This window comes from Corynebacterium variabile, assembly GCF_006539825.1.
GTDB lineage: Bacteria > Actinomycetota > Actinomycetes > Mycobacteriales > Mycobacteriaceae > Corynebacterium > Corynebacterium variabile.
Map to the genome: position 1 here is coordinate 15,074 of NZ_BJNT01000026.1, position 14,946 is coordinate 30,019.

Sequence of the window (14,946 nt, forward strand, 5' to 3'; positions counted from 1 at the left end):
ACGAGGATCTGGTCGAAGAAGCTGAGGTTCACGGAATACTCCTGGAATCGAGGCGGTGTGGGAAACAATCGGCATAATCGTACAGGGCACCGGCATGTTACTGTGTGCAACGTTGCATCTCGCCGCGTGACGGTGTTAACACCACTCCCCCTCCGGACGATCACCCTGGCGAGATCTCTCCACTACCAGTGACGTCGAAGAATCACGAGGCCTGAATGTCCACGCACGCCGCCCGCCGTGTCGCCCCCCGCTCCGTCCGTGTCGCCGCAGCCGCCCTGGTTGCCGCGCTGCCGCTGACCGCCGTGGCGGTGAACTACGGCGGGACGACGCCGGTTGCGTCCGCCGACGAGGCCGCCGTGGCCCCTGCAGAAGTGAACCCTGCGTTCGCCACCCGGGCAGACGCCGAAGCCAACACCTACGTTCCCGAGGACGAGGCCGGCTGGCGTCAGTGGGTCTACCGTCAGGCGGACGAGACGAATGAGGACGGCACCCCCAAGCCCGACGGAGGCAAGGCGGGCGAACGCTACGGACGTATGGAGGAGTTGGCCGTTACCTCCCCCTCGATGGGCGACCGACAGATCCCGGTCGTCACCATCAGGGCGAAGGAAAACCCGGACAACGCGCCGACGGTGTACCTGCTCAACGGCGCCGACGGTGGCACCGGTCGAGCCAACTGGCTGCAGCAGACCAGTGCCATCGAGTTCTACGGCAACGAGATCGGCAACGTGAACGTCGTCATCCCGATGGCCGGCGCCTTCTCCTACTACACCGACTGGGAGCAGTCCCACCCCACGCTGGACAAGGACGGCAACGATGTCGGCGGCAAGCAGATGTGGGAGACCTTCCTCACCAAGGAGCTTCCCCAGGCTATGGAGGGCTCCAACGGCCACTTCGGGTCCTCCAGTGACAAGCGCGCCATCATCGGAATGTCGATGTCCGCCTCCTCCGTACTGGTCTACGGCGAGCAGAACCCGGGCTTCTACAACGCCATCGCGTCCTACTCCGGCTGCCCCGCCACCACCGGCGTCGCCGAGATCGGTGTCGACCAGGTCGTCCAGCGCGGCAACGCCACCTACGAGCAGATGTGGGGCGCCCGCGGCGGTGCGACCGCCCTGCGCAACGATGCCCAGGTCAACGTCGGCAAGCTGAAGGACCAGCAGAACATCTACATCTCCGCCGGTACCGGTCTGATGGGTGAGCACGACGTTCCCTCCGGTGACCGTCTGCGCGGCAACCCGGTCGGCTCGATCACCCCAGCGGTCGAAGGTGGCGTCATCGAGGGTGCGACCAACGTCTGCACCCACACCTTCAAGGCCGCCGCCGAGAAGGCCGGCGTGAACCACATCGAGTACAACTTCCGGAACACCGGCACCCACCAGTGGGGTTACTGGCAGGACGACATGTTCGGCTCCTGGCCGACCATCGCCCGTGGCCTCGGCTTCGATGAGACCCAGGCCGTCGCCACCCGCGACAAGGCTGCCGCCACCTACCTGGACAACAACCAGGGCATCGGCAACGCCGGTTCCCTGCCGCTGCTGACCGACGCTTTCCAGCAGGCCCAGGAAGAGCAGGCCGCAGCGAACGGCGAGCAGTAGCGTCTCCCCCGACTGAGCCTCAAGGCCCGCCGCGCACCGACGATCGGTGCGCGGCGGGCCTTATTCTCTACCTGCGGGATGGTCGGCCTGCCACACAGGATGCCGGAGTGGCAGACAAGAATGCCGCGATCGTCCGGCAGGGGCGACATTCTTGTCTGACACCGTGCGCTCTCGTCTGCCAGGATCGTTCCCTTTGACCCACTGTCGTCACACATCCACCGATAACACCCAAACTGAGTGGTCCGCCCACGTAAAGTCACAGTCGTCACGTCGTTATACGACGATCACCATTGACGACAGGAACCCCATGCTTCTTTCCCCGGTCACCCGGCGCACCGCCTCGCTGCTCAGCTCGCTGAGCGTCCTGCTGGCCGGCGGCATCCTGACCACCGCCCCTGCCACGGCTGAACCTGTCGCCACCGCCACCGTCCACCGGGACGCCACCACTCCCGGCCTCACCGAGGACGAATCCACCTGGCGCGAGGTCCTCGACGACCACCCCGACATCGAGGAGGTGTGGACGCACTCCCCCTCAATGAACCGCGACATCCCGCTGCTCGTGCGCCCCGCCTCCGAGCCCGGCGCGCCGACGCTCTACCTGCTCAACGGTGTCGACGGCGGACGCGAAGACCACCAGTGGTTCGGACAGGGCCTCGCCACCGAGTTCTTCGCCGACAAGAACGTCAACGTCGTCGTCCCGGTGGACGGGAAGAACTCCTACTACTCCGACTGGCTGTCGACCTCGTCGCTGGACCGGGCGGACCGCGGCGGGCAGCGTCAGCAGTGGGGCACGTACCTGGCGGAGGAGCTGCCCGGGCCACTGGAGGCGTCCCTGCACGCCAACGGCACCCGCGCGGTGGCCGGGGTCTCCATGGCGGCGACTTCGGCGGTGCAGCTCGTCCAGGACAATCCCGGCCTCTACTCCGCCGCCGCGGGCCTCTCCGGCTGCTACGACACCACGTCCCCGCAGGGTCGCGGCATGGTGGACGCTGTCGTCTCCAACGACGATTCCGGAGCCACCACCGACCAGTTGTGGGGCCCGGTCACCGGCGACGTCGCCCGGGCCCACGACCCGGCGGCCAACGTCGGGAAACTGCGTCCCGAGGTGCAGGGGTCCCGGCTGCCGCTGTACCTCTCCGCGGCGCGCGGCAATCCCTCCGGGGCGGAAGCCCGGGGTCTTCGCGAGATGCCCGACATCGCCGAACGGGCGGGGAATCTCGCCGCGGGAACCGGACTGGAGGCCGGTGCCTTCTACTGCACCATGAACTTCGAGCGGCAGCTCGCCGACGCCGGTGTCCCGGCCACCGTCCACTACGCGCCCGCCGGCCTGCACAGCTGGCACTACTTCTCGTTGGCCCTGCAGGACGCCTGGCCCACCCTGTCCCGCGGTCTCGGTGTATGAGCCCCGGCGTATAGCCTGTAGCCCGTGAGGCGAGCCGGACGTTCCCTGACCGTGGCGACACTTGTCGTCGCGGTCTCCGGCTATGCCGTCACGGTGCTCGCCGGTCACGCCCTGACACCGGCGGACTATGAACGTTTCACCGTCTACTGGGGACTGTTCTTCGCCTGTACCGGCGTACTCGACGGACTACTGCAGGAGACGACACGGGCGGTGTCGACGCAGCGCCACCGCGGGCATGCGGACGAGGACGCAGACCCGGGTCACGGCAGCACCGCGGCCGCACCCCACGCCCGCCCACTCACTGTCGCCGCCGGTGTCAGTCTGGGTACCGGAGGGCTGGTCGTCGCGTCCTCCCCGCTGTGGGCCGACGGGCTGCTGCCGGACACCGGCGGGGTCACGTTGCTGGCTGCCGGCCTGGCCTGTTACGCCGTACAGGCCACGGTGTGCGGGATGCTGTCGGCCGCCGGACGGTGGCGGACCTATGCCTGGCTGATCAGCGTGGACAGTGCGGTCCGGGTACTGCTCGCCGCGGTGGCCTGGGCGGCCGGTTGGCACCTGACCGCGTTCCTTCTCGTCACCGTGCTCGGCGCGGCGACATGGACCGGTCTGGCACTGCTGTCGCTGCGTCCTTCTGCCGGACCGGTACGTGGCGTCCTGCGGGCCGTCGCCGATGTGCCGACCGGGGAGTTCCTGCGCCGCTGTGGTGCGGCGATGGTGGCGTCCGGCGCGAATGCCCTGCTCATCACCGGCTTCCCGGTGCTGATCACGGTCACCTCGACCGACGCCGCCCCCGGTGCGCTGGCCGCGGTGATCACCGCCGTCACGTTGACCCGTGCTCCGCTGCTCGTGCCGCTGCAGCGTTTCCTCCCCGCCCTCATCGTCCATCTCACCGGACACCGCGCTGCCCCGCTCCCCACGGTGCTGCGGCTGCTCGGGTGGTGCGTCGCGGCGTCACTGGCCGGAGGTGCGCTGGCGTGGTTGTTCGCCGTGCCTGTGGCGTCCCTCTTCTTCCCCACGGAACTGGTGGCGGACGCCGCGACGTTCGCCGTGCTCACCGTGGCGTCCGGCGCCCTGGCGGTACTCATGGTCACCGGGGCGGCGGTGCTGGCCGCCGAGCGGCACGCGGTCTACGTCGCCGGGTGGCTCGTGGCGACCGTCATGGCGGTCGCCCTGCTGTTGACCGGAGTCGACCCGGCCGTGCGCGCCGCCCTCGCTGTCGGCGTGGCCCCCCTGGTCGGCGCGGCGGTGCACCTGGTGGCGGTCAGGCCTTCGAGAGTGTCGCGGCCGGCTTCTCGACCGGCAGGTTCTTCGTCGAGAAGGCCGTGACGACGGCCAGGCAGAGGACCGCCATGACGATGCCGAAGCCCAGCATCTCGGTGTAGTCGAAGGTGTCGGACAGTTCGGTGAGGATCATCGGGAAGAAGAAGCCGATGTAGGTCAGGGCGTAGTAGACGGCGGTGAGGCCGCCGAGGTCGTCCGGGCCGGCGATGCGCTGCACCTCGGTGAGGCCGGAGACCATGCACAGGCCGTAACCGGCACCGAGGACGACCGCGACGATGATCGTGTTCCAGATGGCGATCTCGCCGGCGGAGACTGTGGCGATGAACATGCCCACGAGCACCAGGCACAGGCCGAGGATCGGACCACGGGCGTTGTGGGTGGTGTTGATCCGCGAGCCGAACTGCTGGATGGTGAAGCCGCAGCCCAGGCAGACCACGGTGAGCAGTGCCGAGAAGGCGATCGGGGTGGAGACCTGGTCCTGGACCAGCCGCGGCATGATCGCGTAGGAGACACCGGCCGCACCGAAGACCCAGGGGGCCATCGGGGCGACGACCGTGAGGAAGCGACGGTCCTTGACCGAGGGGATCTTCAGGTCGCTCCACAGCGAACCGTGGACCTTGAGGTGCGCGGACTGGCGGGTCTCCGGGATGGAGAGGATGCCGGCCAGGGCGATGGCCGAGAGGATCGCATGGACGATGTACGGCAGCTGCCCGGGGATCGGCCCCCACTCGGCGAGCACACCGGCGACGCCTGCACCGAGACCGAAGCCGGCGGTGTTCGACATCGCGGCACGCTGGGCGCCGGTGCCGGGCCGGGAGTGCGGGTCGAAGGGTGCGACGGAGAGTTCCTTGATCCAGGAACCGCCGGCGGACATGACGATGCCGACACCGACACCGGCGAGGACGCGACCGACGAGGATCGCCCACTCGGTGGTCTCACCGGCGGCGATGAAGATGCTGCCGAGCAGGGCGATCAGCGGGGCCGGGAGCATGATGAGTTTGCGTCCGTAGCGGTCGGACAGCGGGCCGGCGAGGAGCAGTGCGGCGACGATGCCGACAGCGTAGGAGACCAGGAGGGAGTCGATGAAGACGTCGCTGAAGACCGCTTCCTCGCGGTAGAAGACGAGCATCGGGGTGGCTTCGTTGCCGCCCCAGGCGACGGTGAAGACGGCGAAAGCGACGATGAGCCACGCGCGGCCGCCCCTGGCGCGTGTGGTTCCCCTGTGTTGTGCCGGATTGTCCGGCTGCTCCTGTTCAGTCATGAGTTACATCGTAGACCCCCTCCCCACCTGTGATGCAATGTGGTCCTACCTTTAAGGCTCGGCCGGCTTACGTATCATCAGGGGGTATGACCAACACCGACACCACCGGACTCACCCGCCGGGACGGCGACACCCCTGAAAAGCTCCGCGCCCTCGCCGATGACGCCCAGCGCGCCGCTGTCGCCGCCGAGCTCAAGGCGGCACTCGACGGTCCGTACGCCGAGGCCCGCGACGCCGCCCGGGCCCTCATCGACGCCAAGGGACTGCGCGCCGACGACACCCTCCCGCTCGACGAGGCCCGCGAGCGCACCATGTCCCAGCTCTTCGACGTCCTGTCGACCGGCTCACCCCGCGGTTCCTTCCGTAAGGACCACGGCGGCACAGAGGACATCGGCGCCACCCTGGCCTCCCTGGAGACCGTCGGCGGCGCCGACCTCTCCCTGATGGTCAAGGCCGGCGTCCAGTGGGGCCTGTGGGGAGGTGCCGTGGAGAACCTCGGCACCGACCGCCACATCCCGCTGATCAAGGACATCATGGAGCTGCGCGTCCCCGGCTCCTTCGGCATGACCGAGCGCGGCCACGGCTCCGACGTCCAGTCCCTTGAGACCACCGCCGTCTACGACCGCGCCACCGGCGAATTCGTCATCCACACCCCGACCCCCATGGCCGAGAAGTGGTACATCGGCAATGCCGCGAAGGACGCCACCAAGGCGGCCGTGTTCTGCCAGCTCTACACCCCCGCCGGCGACTACGAGGAGCCGGCCGACGCGTCCGTGCCCGGGTCCTGGGGCGAGACCCATGGCGTCCACTGCCTCGTCGTCGATCTGCGGGACGCCGAGGGCAGGGTCCTGCCCGACGTCCATATCGGCGACCACATGTACAAGGGCGGACTGAAGGGTGTGGACAACGGCACCCTGCGCTTCGACCATGTCCGCGTCCCGCGCGAGAACCTGCTCAACCGCTTCGCCGACGTCTCCGAGGCCGGCGAGTACTCCTCCCCCATCGAGTCCGACGGTGCCCGCTTCTTCACCATGCTGGGTGCGCTGATCCGCGGCCGCATCACCGTCGGCGCGTCCGCCGGTTCCGCCGCCCGGACCTCTCTGGCCATCGCCACGAAGTACGCGAACAAGCGTCGGCAGTTCGCCGCGGACGATTCCCTGCCGGAGTCGAAGCTCATCGAGCACCGGAAGCACCGGCTGCGTCTCATCCCGCTCATCGCGAAGTCCTATGCGCTGCAGACCGCATCCAACAAGCTGATCAGCCGGCTCAACGAGCTGGAGACCAGCATCCCGGACCGCACGAACATGACCAAGGAGCAGTCCGCCGACCAGCGTGAGCTCGAGGCGCACGCCGCCGCACTCAAGGCGGCGAACACCACCCACGCCAGCCGGACCATCCAGGAATGCCGCGAGGCCTGCGGCGGTGCCGGATACATGGCCGAGAACCTGCTCACCACCTTCAAGGACGACTCCGACGTCTTCACCACCTTCGAGGGCGACAACGTCGTGATGATCCAGCTCGCCGCCAAGGAGCTGCTCACCGGCTTCTCCCGCGAGATGGGCAATCTCGGTCCACTGGAGATCGTCCGCTTCGGTCTGGACAACTTCGGCACGCTGCTCAAGCGCCGGACCGCTGCCGAGAAGATCATCCAGAACCTCGTCGACTCGGTCACCGACCGGGAGACCACCTCCCTGTTCGACCCTGCCTACCAGGTCGAACTGCTCACCGAGCGCGAGGACCGACTGTTGATGAGCCTCATCCGCCGCATCCGACCCGCCCAGAAGATGTCCACCGAGGACGCGGCCGCGCTCGTCGACAGCTGCCAGGACCACATGCTCTCCTGCGCGTGGGCCCACGTCGACCGCATCGTGCTGGAGACGCTGCTGGAGACCGAGTCCGCCCTGCCGGACTCCCAGGCGAAGAAGATCATGGAACAGATCCGTGACGTCTACGTCCTCGACATCATCAACGGGAACTCCGGCTGGTACCAGGAGCAGAACCTGCTCAACGGGGCCCGCACCAAGGCCGCCCGCGCCGCGCTCAACGACCTCGTCGACTCCCTCGGCCCCTGGTCCGAGACCCTGGTGGACGCCTTCGCGGTGCCTGCCTCCGTGCTCGACGTCCCGCTGCTGGAGGATGTCAGCGACCCGACGGCACTGACCTTCCGCTCCGTGACGAACCCCGCCGCGGGAATGTGACGGGACGCCACCGATGAGACTGCTGCTCAATATCATCTGGCTGGTGCTGTCCGGGTTCTGGCTGTTCTGCGGCTACGTGCTCGCCGGCATCATCGCCTGCATCTTCATCGTCACGATTCCGTTCGGGGTGGCGTCCTTCCGGGTCGCCGGCTACGTGCTCTGGCCGTTCGGCCGGGAGGTCGTGGCCGCCCCGGGCGCCGGTGTGGGTTCCGGCATCGGCAACGTGATCTGGTTCCTGGTCGCCGGCCTGTGGCTGGCGCTGGGACATATCGCCACGGCGTTCCTGCTGGCGATCACCGTCATCGGACTGCCGCTGGCCTGGGCGAACCTCAAGCTCATCCCGGTGACCTGCTTCCCCTTCGGCAAGCGGGTCGTGACTTCCCGCGACCTGGCGCATGCGCCGGTGCACTACCCGGGGTACGCGCAGTAGGCCCCTCAGCCGGTGATGTCCCACCAGTACCGGCCCTTGACGTCGCGGGTGACGTGCACCGGGACCGGGTCGGGCAGGTTCATGCGGTACCCGCCCCGGTACATCGCCCGGCGCGCCGCCTTCCGCTCCTGACGCGTCGGCAGATCGAAGTCTGAGATGGCGCCGTCACCGGACCGGAGCGGGCCCGCCTGCCAGAGGTAGATACCCTCGAACGACTGCGCCGCCACCCGGTCAGGCAGCCCCTCCGGCTCCCCCCCGTCCAGATCACCACCTCCCTCGGTGCCACGTGGTTCGCCGCGGCACCGGACGCCGCCCGGCCCTCAGTCTGCTGCCGGAACGCCTGCGCCTGCGCCGGACGCACCACCACCCGGGCTTTCTGCCCGCTGGAGTACTCGCTCTTGATGTGCCGCGCGGTGAGGACCACCGCGACGATCCACCCGTCCCATTCCTCGGCCGTCGGCGTCGTGTCGCGCTGACGCCGACGCACCCGTCGGGTCACCTCGTTGATCACCGCGACGAGGACGCAGATGACCACGACGGCCACTATGAAGCCGACGGGGGCACGGGTCAGCCCAGGCCGAAGAGCGGATCGCGGCCGACGTAGGCCATCAGCCGGATGGTCGGGGTCGCGTCCGCCGGGGCCTCGACCGGGGCACCGAAAGAGCCGCCGACGCGCAGCTTGTCGCCGAGCGACATGAAGCCGGCGAGGTTCTTCTCCGCGAAGTCCGTGTCCAGTTCCACGTCACGGCCCTGCGACCTCGCCAGATCCCAGGTGTGCATGAAGATGTCAGGGATGAGGAAGCCGGAGATGTTGCGGCTCAGCGACTGGCCTGGGATGGGGCCACGGGTGACCGGGGTGTCTGCGATCGCGGGGTCTTCGAGAGCGGCCTGCGTGACCGTGACAAACTGCCGCCACGCCTCGGCCGGGTCGGAGTTCTTGTCCTCGGTGAACGTGACGTCCACCCCGGCGTCCTCCAGCGCCGGTCCCGCCCAGCTGACGATGTGCCCGACGAGGTCGCGGGCCTTCCACTCCGTGCAGGGTGTCTGCGCGTCCCAGCTGTCGGCGGCCACCGCCTCAACCTGTGCGGTGAAACCGGCGGCGACCTCGCGGAACCGGTCGGCGGTGGTGCTGGGCAGTGCCATGTGGGCCTCCTGGGCAGGGGTGTCTGATCCCCTCCGAGGGTACCCCTGCACCGTGGCCGTGTCCGGTGCCCCGTCCGGTGGCCCGCCCGCCGGGTTCTACTCGGCGGCGGGCTCCGGGGCGAGGTCGACGATGGTGAACTCGTCGTCCTCACGCTGTGCGGACAGGTGCTCGATGGAGAGCTCGGCGGTGCGCTTCTGCTGGTGGGCACCGCTGAACTTCCAGGCGTCCTCCGCGTCCCCGCGGTACAGGACAGCGAACTTGTCGTGGTGCTGTTCTTCGCCGGCGACGATGACCTTGTCCCCCGTCATGGGATCGGTGTAGCTGTACTGGTTTCCGTTGTCGGACATACCGTGGCTCCTGTTTCTCTGTGGTGAATGGCGGTTACATGCCGTCCGACACGAGGGTACCGAGAAACGGTGACCGAAACGGCCGGTTCCGCCGGTTCTGCCGGGAAGCGTCTGGCGGCTCCCCCTGCAGCGTGGCATCTGTCCGTCTCGCCTGAGCCCGCCAAGGCGACATGACCAGACGCCGCTGCGCACTTACCGCTTCCGGATGACGGAGGTACGCGCGAGATACACGAAGCCCCAGGCGAACCGGGGTTCTACCTGGGGCTTCGGATGGAGCCGCTTGCGAGAATCGAACTCGCGACCTTTTCATTACGAGTGAAAGGGGAATACGCTTTGACCTGCGCTTATTCTCTCCGTGTTCGGGATCTGTTCGAACTTGACACGCGAAGAAGCCCCCACCGACGTGTGCCGGTGGGGGCTGGGGAGCACCAGGGTCAGGGGTGGGGGACGCCCCGCGCTCGACCCGAGGACGGGCCTACAGGTCCGCCTCGATCTCGGTGGGGATGTCTTCCCGGTGCTGGGGGTGAGCACCGAGGAGGTGTCGGATGAACGCCAATGCTGAGCGGTACTTTCTCTCGAGGGCGTCGAGGCGGTTTTCGAGGGTTCGGACCTCCTCCCGAACCTCCCGCATCTCCCCCTTCAACCCCTCGAGCTCCGATGCCTGCCGGTCCGCATATGCTTGCCAGTCGGGGCTCCTCGCCGTCTCCTTGTCACCGGACAGCTTCACCCGTGCCACGAGGATCAGGGCGAGAGCAGAGATGACACCGGTGATGATCGTCGTGTCAGTCACGGGGCGGCTCCTCGGTGACCCGTACTTCATCTCGGGACCCTCGCCATACAGCCCAGGATATGAGGGCGACGATCATCAGGTAGCTGATAGCCGAGACCCATCCGCGGGGCATGTCGCCGTGGACTGTGGCCCACAGGAATGACAACCCCCACAGGAGGTGGAGGGCGACACCGGCGGCGACCGCGAGAGCGGCCGACACTGACTGGTGCCACGGGCTGACCCCGATGCACAGGACGCCGAGGGCGATCCAGATGCTGGACCACACGCCGATGGGAAACCACGCTTCCGCGGGGTGCGATGGGACGGTGGAAAGGCCACTGTAGGAGATGCCGCGGGCGATGCACCCCAGGCCGAGGATGAGTAGGACAGTAGCATCGGTCAGCAGGAATCGGCGGGCACGCCGTGCCGGCCGCTGCATCCATGAGGGAAGACGATCGATCGGCATGACTACCTGCCGTACACGAAATCGGGTGCAGGTGTGGAGGTGGTGGTGTCGTGCTCGCCCTTCTCCTCTGCACGGATCGCGGAGACGACGGCCTGCCCGATCCGTGAGGGGTCCAGGCTGGTGACACTGGACAGCGCATCCCGCACCGCGTCCTGCACGCGGTTGGTCACGTCAGCGGCAACCACCCCCGCCACGTCCTGGTCGGTGGCAGTCGAGTCACTTCCCTCATGGGTCTTCGTCGCGGCGAGGGCGGGGGCGAGGACACCCAGCAGGATCGGGAGCCACTGGTCTACCTGGTCGAGGACATGGTCGGCCTTGATGTCGGACAGGACACCGACCCAGCCGAGGACACCGACAATCACGGCGGCGAGGCCGTACGCGATCTTCCGGACCTGCCAGGCGGCGGGCTTCTTCTTGATGCTCATGTCAGTTCTCCTTGGTGTCGGTGGTGCCGGGGACGCCGAGCTTCGCAGCGATCGCGGCGAGAGTGTCGGTGCGGGTGCGGCCGCCTGTCTGCGGCCACCCGCCGTAGGGGCCGGTGATGTTGGCGTCGCCCATGTCCTGGGCGCACAGGGTCTGCAGCATCGCACGGCAATCCAGCAGTGCGGCGCGGTCAGAATCAGTGAACATGTCATCCTCCTCGGATGTCGTGGCGGACTCGCCGCCGGTGAATAGGGCGCGCAGACTTTCCACGCTGCCCCGGTATGCGTTGGCATCCACTCCGGATGTCCAGCCGGGCACGGTCGCCCGGTCGGTCCACTGCCAGAGGTCCGGCTTCCGGTCCCCAAGCGGGTACGACCACTGAGACGCCGTGTCGCCCGGGTAGATCGACCGGATCGGGCCGTACGGCTGCTGGCCGTAGTGCGACACCCAGATAGCGCCACCACCTTCGGCAGCAGTCGGCTCACCGCCGGGCAGTGACTCCCAGAAGTTCGCCCGGGAGTACGCGCCGATGACCGTCACGCCGCGGGATCGCAGAGCGTCGCGGAATGCGACGACCTGAGCCCGGGTGATGCCGGGCTCTTCCACATCAATCCACACGCCGCCGCCGCGCCCGCAGGCGTCCCACTGACGCTTCACCAGATCCGCCTGCGCCGCGATAGCGTCCCACGGCGTCAGATAGTGGTAGTACGAGACCGGCTTCCCGGTCGTCTTCCAGTCCTTCGCATGAGACGCCGCGCACCGGTCAGCCTTCGACGCGCCGAAGGCGAGCCGGATCACGCAAAAGTCCACGCCGGTACCGGCGAGGTACAGGCCGTCTTGCCATTCGGAAACGTCGATGCCATAGAGCGTGCTCACGGTTGCTCCTGTCTTAGTGGTGGTGCCGCCCGGTGCGGTGGCGCCGGTGAAGTACGGTGCGGGGTCCTGGTGTCTTCCGCCGGTGCGGCCGGGTGATCCCCACACTTCGGCGTGGACGTGGGGGCCGGTGGTTTTCCCCTCGTTACCGGACACGCCGATCTGCTGGCCTGCCTTCACCCGGTCTCCTGCCTTGACGAGGATGCCGGGGTGGTGGACGTGTCCGAAGATGAAGTCCTTGCCGACGGATGCCTGGCAGTCGAGCCAGATCCACGAGCCGAAGCCCGACACGCTGCCTTGTGCGCGGTCCTTGCCCTGGACCACGACGCCGTCGGCGGGAGCGTAGATCGGGGTGCCGACCGGGCAGGCGAAGTCGAGGCCTGCGTGGAATGCACCCCACCGGCTGCCATAGCCGGAGCTCACCGTGTAGGTGCCTGGCTTCATAGGGTGAGTGACCATGTGTGCCTCCTTTGGGTATGGGAAACCCCCGTCACCGGTGTGGTGCGGGGGGATGATGTCCTAGTGGTCAGTAGGAGCGGAAGCGGTACCAGACCTGACCGCGACCACCGCAGCCCCCCCGGACTCGTGCCAGAGCTGTGAGCACCAGTGTGCTGCACGGAGTGGTGTCGTGATCCCTGCCGCGACCATCGCCGCATTAAACGCGGGAATCAACGCCTCATGCCGTGCGAGGCTTAGTGCCCCGCCCATTGTTTTAGATAGTGTCGCTGCGTCCATCTATGCCGACCCGTAAACAATCTTATTGCCACTATAAACAGCGGTGACTTCCTTACTTCCAACATATACGGCTTGGACTTTTTTGCCCCCGACGTATAGGTTCTGAATCTTCGGATTAGTCCACCAGCGGTACCAGACCCTGCCCCGAGCACCAGCCTTAGCCGCGCTGCCAGGACCACCACCGCCACCAGGAACAATACCAGCAGTATTGTATGAAGTAGCACCACCGCCAGTAAACGTCTCCCCGAATGCCGTATAAGTGCCAGCTGCACTATTGGCTTGAGTAGTAGCGCCATTCACATTACTACCCGCACGACCACCAAGGGCAGTCACACTACCAGCAGACGAAGTGCCACCAGGTAGAGGAATAGGCCTATCATCCACCCCACCCGGCGTGCCACCATCGCCAACAGTTATACTCAGCGACGAAGAAGTTTCAATGGTTCCACTAGCCCACGAACCGCCTATTCCGAAATAGTTGTATCCGCCACCGCCACCGCCACCTAGGACAACAACGTCGCACGAAACCGCGTTGTCGGGAGGATTCACCGTCACCGCCGATGTGGATGTGATTACGTTCCAACCCATGTCAACTAGGCTCGCCATGTCATGCCCCCGTCACGAGGTAGATGGTGCCCGGGTCTATGGTCTCCACGTCGTCCATCGATTCGACCACCACGGCATGGGGAGTACGGTCGGTCACGGCGGCATCCACATACGCAGTGGTCGCTTTCCCCGACACCGCCTGTGAGACCGAGGAGTCCACGTATCCCTTGTTGGCTATGTTCGTCGATCCGGTGGGCGTGGCGATGGACGCTGTACCGTCCTCCCCGCGCCGGATCAGCTGGCCCGCCGCTGCCTGATAAGTCGCGGCGTTGACGTCATCCACGACCGGCTGCAGGCCGGTGATGTGCCCGATGGAGTGCGTATGTGACAGAGGTGCCCGCTGCGCGAGGCCCGGCACCATCGGGGCGTCCGCGCTGCCCGCGAGGTCCCCCGCGAGTTTCATCTTGCCCTTGATCGTCGGTGTCGCGTCCGGCACGCCGGAGGACACGACCTCCGCCGCCGATTCAGCTGACAGACGGGCCTGCTCGGCAGAGTCCGCGGACTGTCCGGCAGAGGTAGAAGCCGCCGACGCAGCGGACTGTGTATCCGACTTAATACCCTCCAGCTCCTGACGCACATCCGAGGCGGCGTTCGTCGCCGCATCCTGCGCCTGAGAACAACTATCCGCAGCGGAACCCGCGTGCTCCTCGGCCTTAGCCTGGGCAGTCTCGGCCGCGGCCTGAGCTGCCAGCGCCTCTTTCTTCGCCGCGATTGCGTCCGATCTCGCGGTCCACGCTGTATCGTTGTACGACCTGCTGGTTTTAGTGCACTTCTCCGAGTACGCCGCCGAGACTTCCGATGCCGACGCTGACGCGGCAGACTCCTCGGCAGCCTCCTTCGACTCCGCCTCAGACACCCCGGCGGCATCACGGGCATCCCGGGCCTCAGCGAGGAGCCCCCGGGTCGTGTTCTCATGCTCCCCCGCAGTCGCCGCCGATGACGAGGACTCCGACGCCGAGTCTGCGGACGCCGATGCCGACGTAGCGGCAGCCGACGCGGACGCAGCGGATGCCACCTCAGCATCAAGAACGCGCTGAGCCGACCCGACAATGGCGGCTGCAGCCTCGGCCCGATTCGCCTCCTGCGTCGCCCGGGTCGCCGCTGCCTGCGCGGCGAGGATGACCGGCTCCGGGTAGTCGATCGAGTCCTGCATCAGGGACGTGACCTCGACCGGCCCCTCGTCTGGGACAACGATGTCCCACTCAGCGAATACGCTGCCGGCTTCGACTCGGAGCCGGGCAGGTCCGGGAATGGCCTCAGCACTGAACGCCGAGTCCTCGAGCGGTGTGTCCGCCCAGTCCGCGAGGACCAGAACGTTATCGACAGGCCGGTGATACGCGGCAGCGATCCAGACCGTGCCGTCGAGCTTCGCGCCGAGCTGGTTGCTGATTTCACCGTTGATGACGGTCATCTCAG

The 14,946-nt window shown here is 67.2% G+C and carries 15 protein-coding genes; 5 read left to right on the top strand and 10 right to left on the bottom strand.

Features of this window, described 5'->3' with window-relative positions:
• Positions 1–215: 215 nt before the first annotated feature.
• From CVA01_RS13470 to CVA01_RS13480, 3 genes are all read left to right on the top strand, one after another.
• Positions 216–1,595 carry an alpha/beta hydrolase gene (locus CVA01_RS13470; protein WP_141331436.1) on the top strand — a complete coding sequence of 460 codons (1,380 nt, stop codon included), beginning with the start codon at positions 216–218 and terminating at the stop codon, positions 1,593–1,595.
• Between the two features lie 307 nt (positions 1,596–1,902).
• Positions 1,903–2,997, top strand: a complete 1,095-nt coding sequence (locus tag CVA01_RS13475; RefSeq protein ID WP_141331438.1) for an alpha/beta hydrolase — start codon at positions 1,903–1,905, stop codon at positions 2,995–2,997.
• Between the two features lie 24 nt (positions 2,998–3,021).
• Complete coding sequence (locus CVA01_RS13480; RefSeq protein ID WP_141331440.1) at positions 3,022–4,323, top strand: polysaccharide biosynthesis protein; 1,302 nt, start codon at positions 3,022–3,024, stop codon at positions 4,321–4,323.
• On the opposite strand, the gene CVA01_RS13485 is transcribed toward CVA01_RS13480, so the two are convergent.
• Positions 4,259–5,539: an MFS transporter gene (locus CVA01_RS13485; protein ID WP_141331442.1), complete on the bottom strand. Its 1,281-nt coding sequence runs from the start codon at positions 5,537–5,539 to the stop codon at positions 4,259–4,261. The two genes, CVA01_RS13480 and CVA01_RS13485, sit on opposite strands and share 65 nt — an antisense overlap.
• Positions 5,540–5,625: 86 nt before the next feature.
• Here CVA01_RS13485 and CVA01_RS13490 point away from each other — a divergent pair, with 86 nt between their 5' ends.
• On the top strand, positions 5,626–7,737 hold the full coding sequence (locus CVA01_RS13490) for an acyl-CoA dehydrogenase family protein (RefSeq protein ID WP_244938315.1): 2,112 nt from the start codon (positions 5,626–5,628) through the stop codon (positions 7,735–7,737).
• 13 nt (positions 7,738–7,750) lie between these two features.
• The gene (locus CVA01_RS13495) at positions 7,751–8,167 is read left to right on the top strand and encodes a YccF domain-containing protein (RefSeq protein ID WP_014011264.1); all 417 of its coding nucleotides are present in this window, start codon (positions 7,751–7,753) and stop codon (positions 8,165–8,167) included.
• 5 nt (positions 8,168–8,172) lie between these two features.
• Here CVA01_RS13495 and CVA01_RS13500 read toward each other — a convergent pair whose 3' ends face one another.
• The 9 genes from CVA01_RS13500 to CVA01_RS14990 form a co-directional block, all read right to left on the bottom strand.
• On the bottom strand, positions 8,173–8,394 hold the full coding sequence (locus CVA01_RS13500) for a hypothetical protein (RefSeq protein WP_014011265.1): 222 nt from the start codon (positions 8,392–8,394) through the stop codon (positions 8,173–8,175).
• A gap of 340 nt (positions 8,395–8,734) precedes the next feature.
• Positions 8,735–9,310 carry a TIGR03086 family metal-binding protein gene (locus CVA01_RS13505; RefSeq protein WP_141331446.1) on the bottom strand — a complete coding sequence of 192 codons (576 nt, stop codon included), beginning with the start codon at positions 9,308–9,310 and terminating at the stop codon, positions 8,735–8,737.
• A gap of 96 nt (positions 9,311–9,406) precedes the next feature.
• The gene (locus tag CVA01_RS13510; protein WP_014011268.1) at positions 9,407–9,658 is read right to left on the bottom strand and encodes a hypothetical protein; all 252 of its coding nucleotides are present in this window, start codon (positions 9,656–9,658) and stop codon (positions 9,407–9,409) included.
• A gap of 475 nt (positions 9,659–10,133) precedes the next feature.
• The gene (locus tag CVA01_RS13515) at positions 10,134–10,448 is read right to left on the bottom strand and encodes a hypothetical protein (protein ID WP_141331448.1); all 315 of its coding nucleotides are present in this window, start codon (positions 10,446–10,448) and stop codon (positions 10,134–10,136) included.
• Positions 10,441–10,893, bottom strand: a complete 453-nt coding sequence (locus tag CVA01_RS13520) for a hypothetical protein (RefSeq protein WP_141331450.1) — start codon at positions 10,891–10,893, stop codon at positions 10,441–10,443. Before CVA01_RS13520 ends, CVA01_RS13515 begins: the two co-directional genes overlap by 8 nt.
• Before the next feature lie 2 nt (positions 10,894–10,895).
• Complete coding sequence (locus CVA01_RS13525; protein ID WP_141331452.1) at positions 10,896–11,318, bottom strand: hypothetical protein; 423 nt, start codon at positions 11,316–11,318, stop codon at positions 10,896–10,898.
• A 1-nt stretch (position 11,319) separates the two neighbouring features.
• A complete protein-coding gene (locus CVA01_RS13530; protein WP_141331454.1) occupies positions 11,320–12,648 on the bottom strand; it encodes a peptidoglycan DD-metalloendopeptidase family protein in 1,329 nt (442 codons plus the stop codon).
• 276 nt (positions 12,649–12,924) lie between these two features.
• On the bottom strand, positions 12,925–13,530 hold the full coding sequence (locus tag CVA01_RS15655; RefSeq protein ID WP_444979569.1) for a glycine-rich domain-containing protein: 606 nt from the start codon (positions 13,528–13,530) through the stop codon (positions 12,925–12,927).
• A 1-nt stretch (position 13,531) separates the two neighbouring features.
• Positions 13,532–14,941, bottom strand: coding sequence for a hypothetical protein (locus tag CVA01_RS14990; protein WP_170209802.1), 1,410 nt, complete (start codon positions 14,939–14,941; stop codon positions 13,532–13,534).
• Positions 14,942–14,946: the final 5 nt, after the last annotated feature.

What these genes read in the sequence shown, in the direction of transcription:
- CVA01_RS13485 (WP_141331442.1), bottom strand. Translation starts at nt 5,539, where the DNA reads ATGACTGAACAGGAGCAGCCGGACAATCCGGCACAACACAGGGGAACC.
- CVA01_RS13475 (WP_141331438.1), top strand. Translation starts at nt 1,903, where the DNA reads ATGCTTCTTTCCCCGGTCACCCGGCGCACCGCCTCGCTGCTCAGCTCG.
- CVA01_RS13470 (WP_141331436.1), top strand. Translation starts at nt 216, where the DNA reads ATGTCCACGCACGCCGCCCGCCGTGTCGCCCCCCGCTCCGTCCGTGTC.
- CVA01_RS13520 (WP_141331450.1), bottom strand. Translation starts at nt 10,893, where the DNA reads ATGCCGATCGATCGTCTTCCCTCATGGATGCAGCGGCCGGCACGGCGT.
- CVA01_RS13510 (WP_014011268.1), bottom strand. Translation starts at nt 9,658, where the DNA reads ATGTCCGACAACGGAAACCAGTACAGCTACACCGATCCCATGACGGGG.
- CVA01_RS13505 (WP_141331446.1), bottom strand. Translation starts at nt 9,310, where the DNA reads ATGGCACTGCCCAGCACCACCGCCGACCGGTTCCGCGAGGTCGCCGCC.
- CVA01_RS15655 (WP_444979569.1), bottom strand. Translation starts at nt 13,530, where the DNA reads ATGGCGAGCCTAGTTGACATGGGTTGGAACGTAATCACATCCACATCG.
- CVA01_RS13495 (WP_014011264.1), top strand. Translation starts at nt 7,751, where the DNA reads ATGAGACTGCTGCTCAATATCATCTGGCTGGTGCTGTCCGGGTTCTGG.
- CVA01_RS13525 (WP_141331452.1), bottom strand. Translation starts at nt 11,318, where the DNA reads ATGAGCATCAAGAAGAAGCCCGCCGCCTGGCAGGTCCGGAAGATCGCG.
- CVA01_RS13490 (WP_244938315.1), top strand. Translation starts at nt 5,626, where the DNA reads ATGACCAACACCGACACCACCGGACTCACCCGCCGGGACGGCGACACC.
- CVA01_RS13530 (WP_141331454.1), bottom strand. Translation starts at nt 12,648, where the DNA reads ATGGTCACTCACCCTATGAAGCCAGGCACCTACACGGTGAGCTCCGGC.
- CVA01_RS14990 (WP_170209802.1), bottom strand. Translation starts at nt 14,941, where the DNA reads ATGACCGTCATCAACGGTGAAATCAGCAACCAGCTCGGCGCGAAGCTC.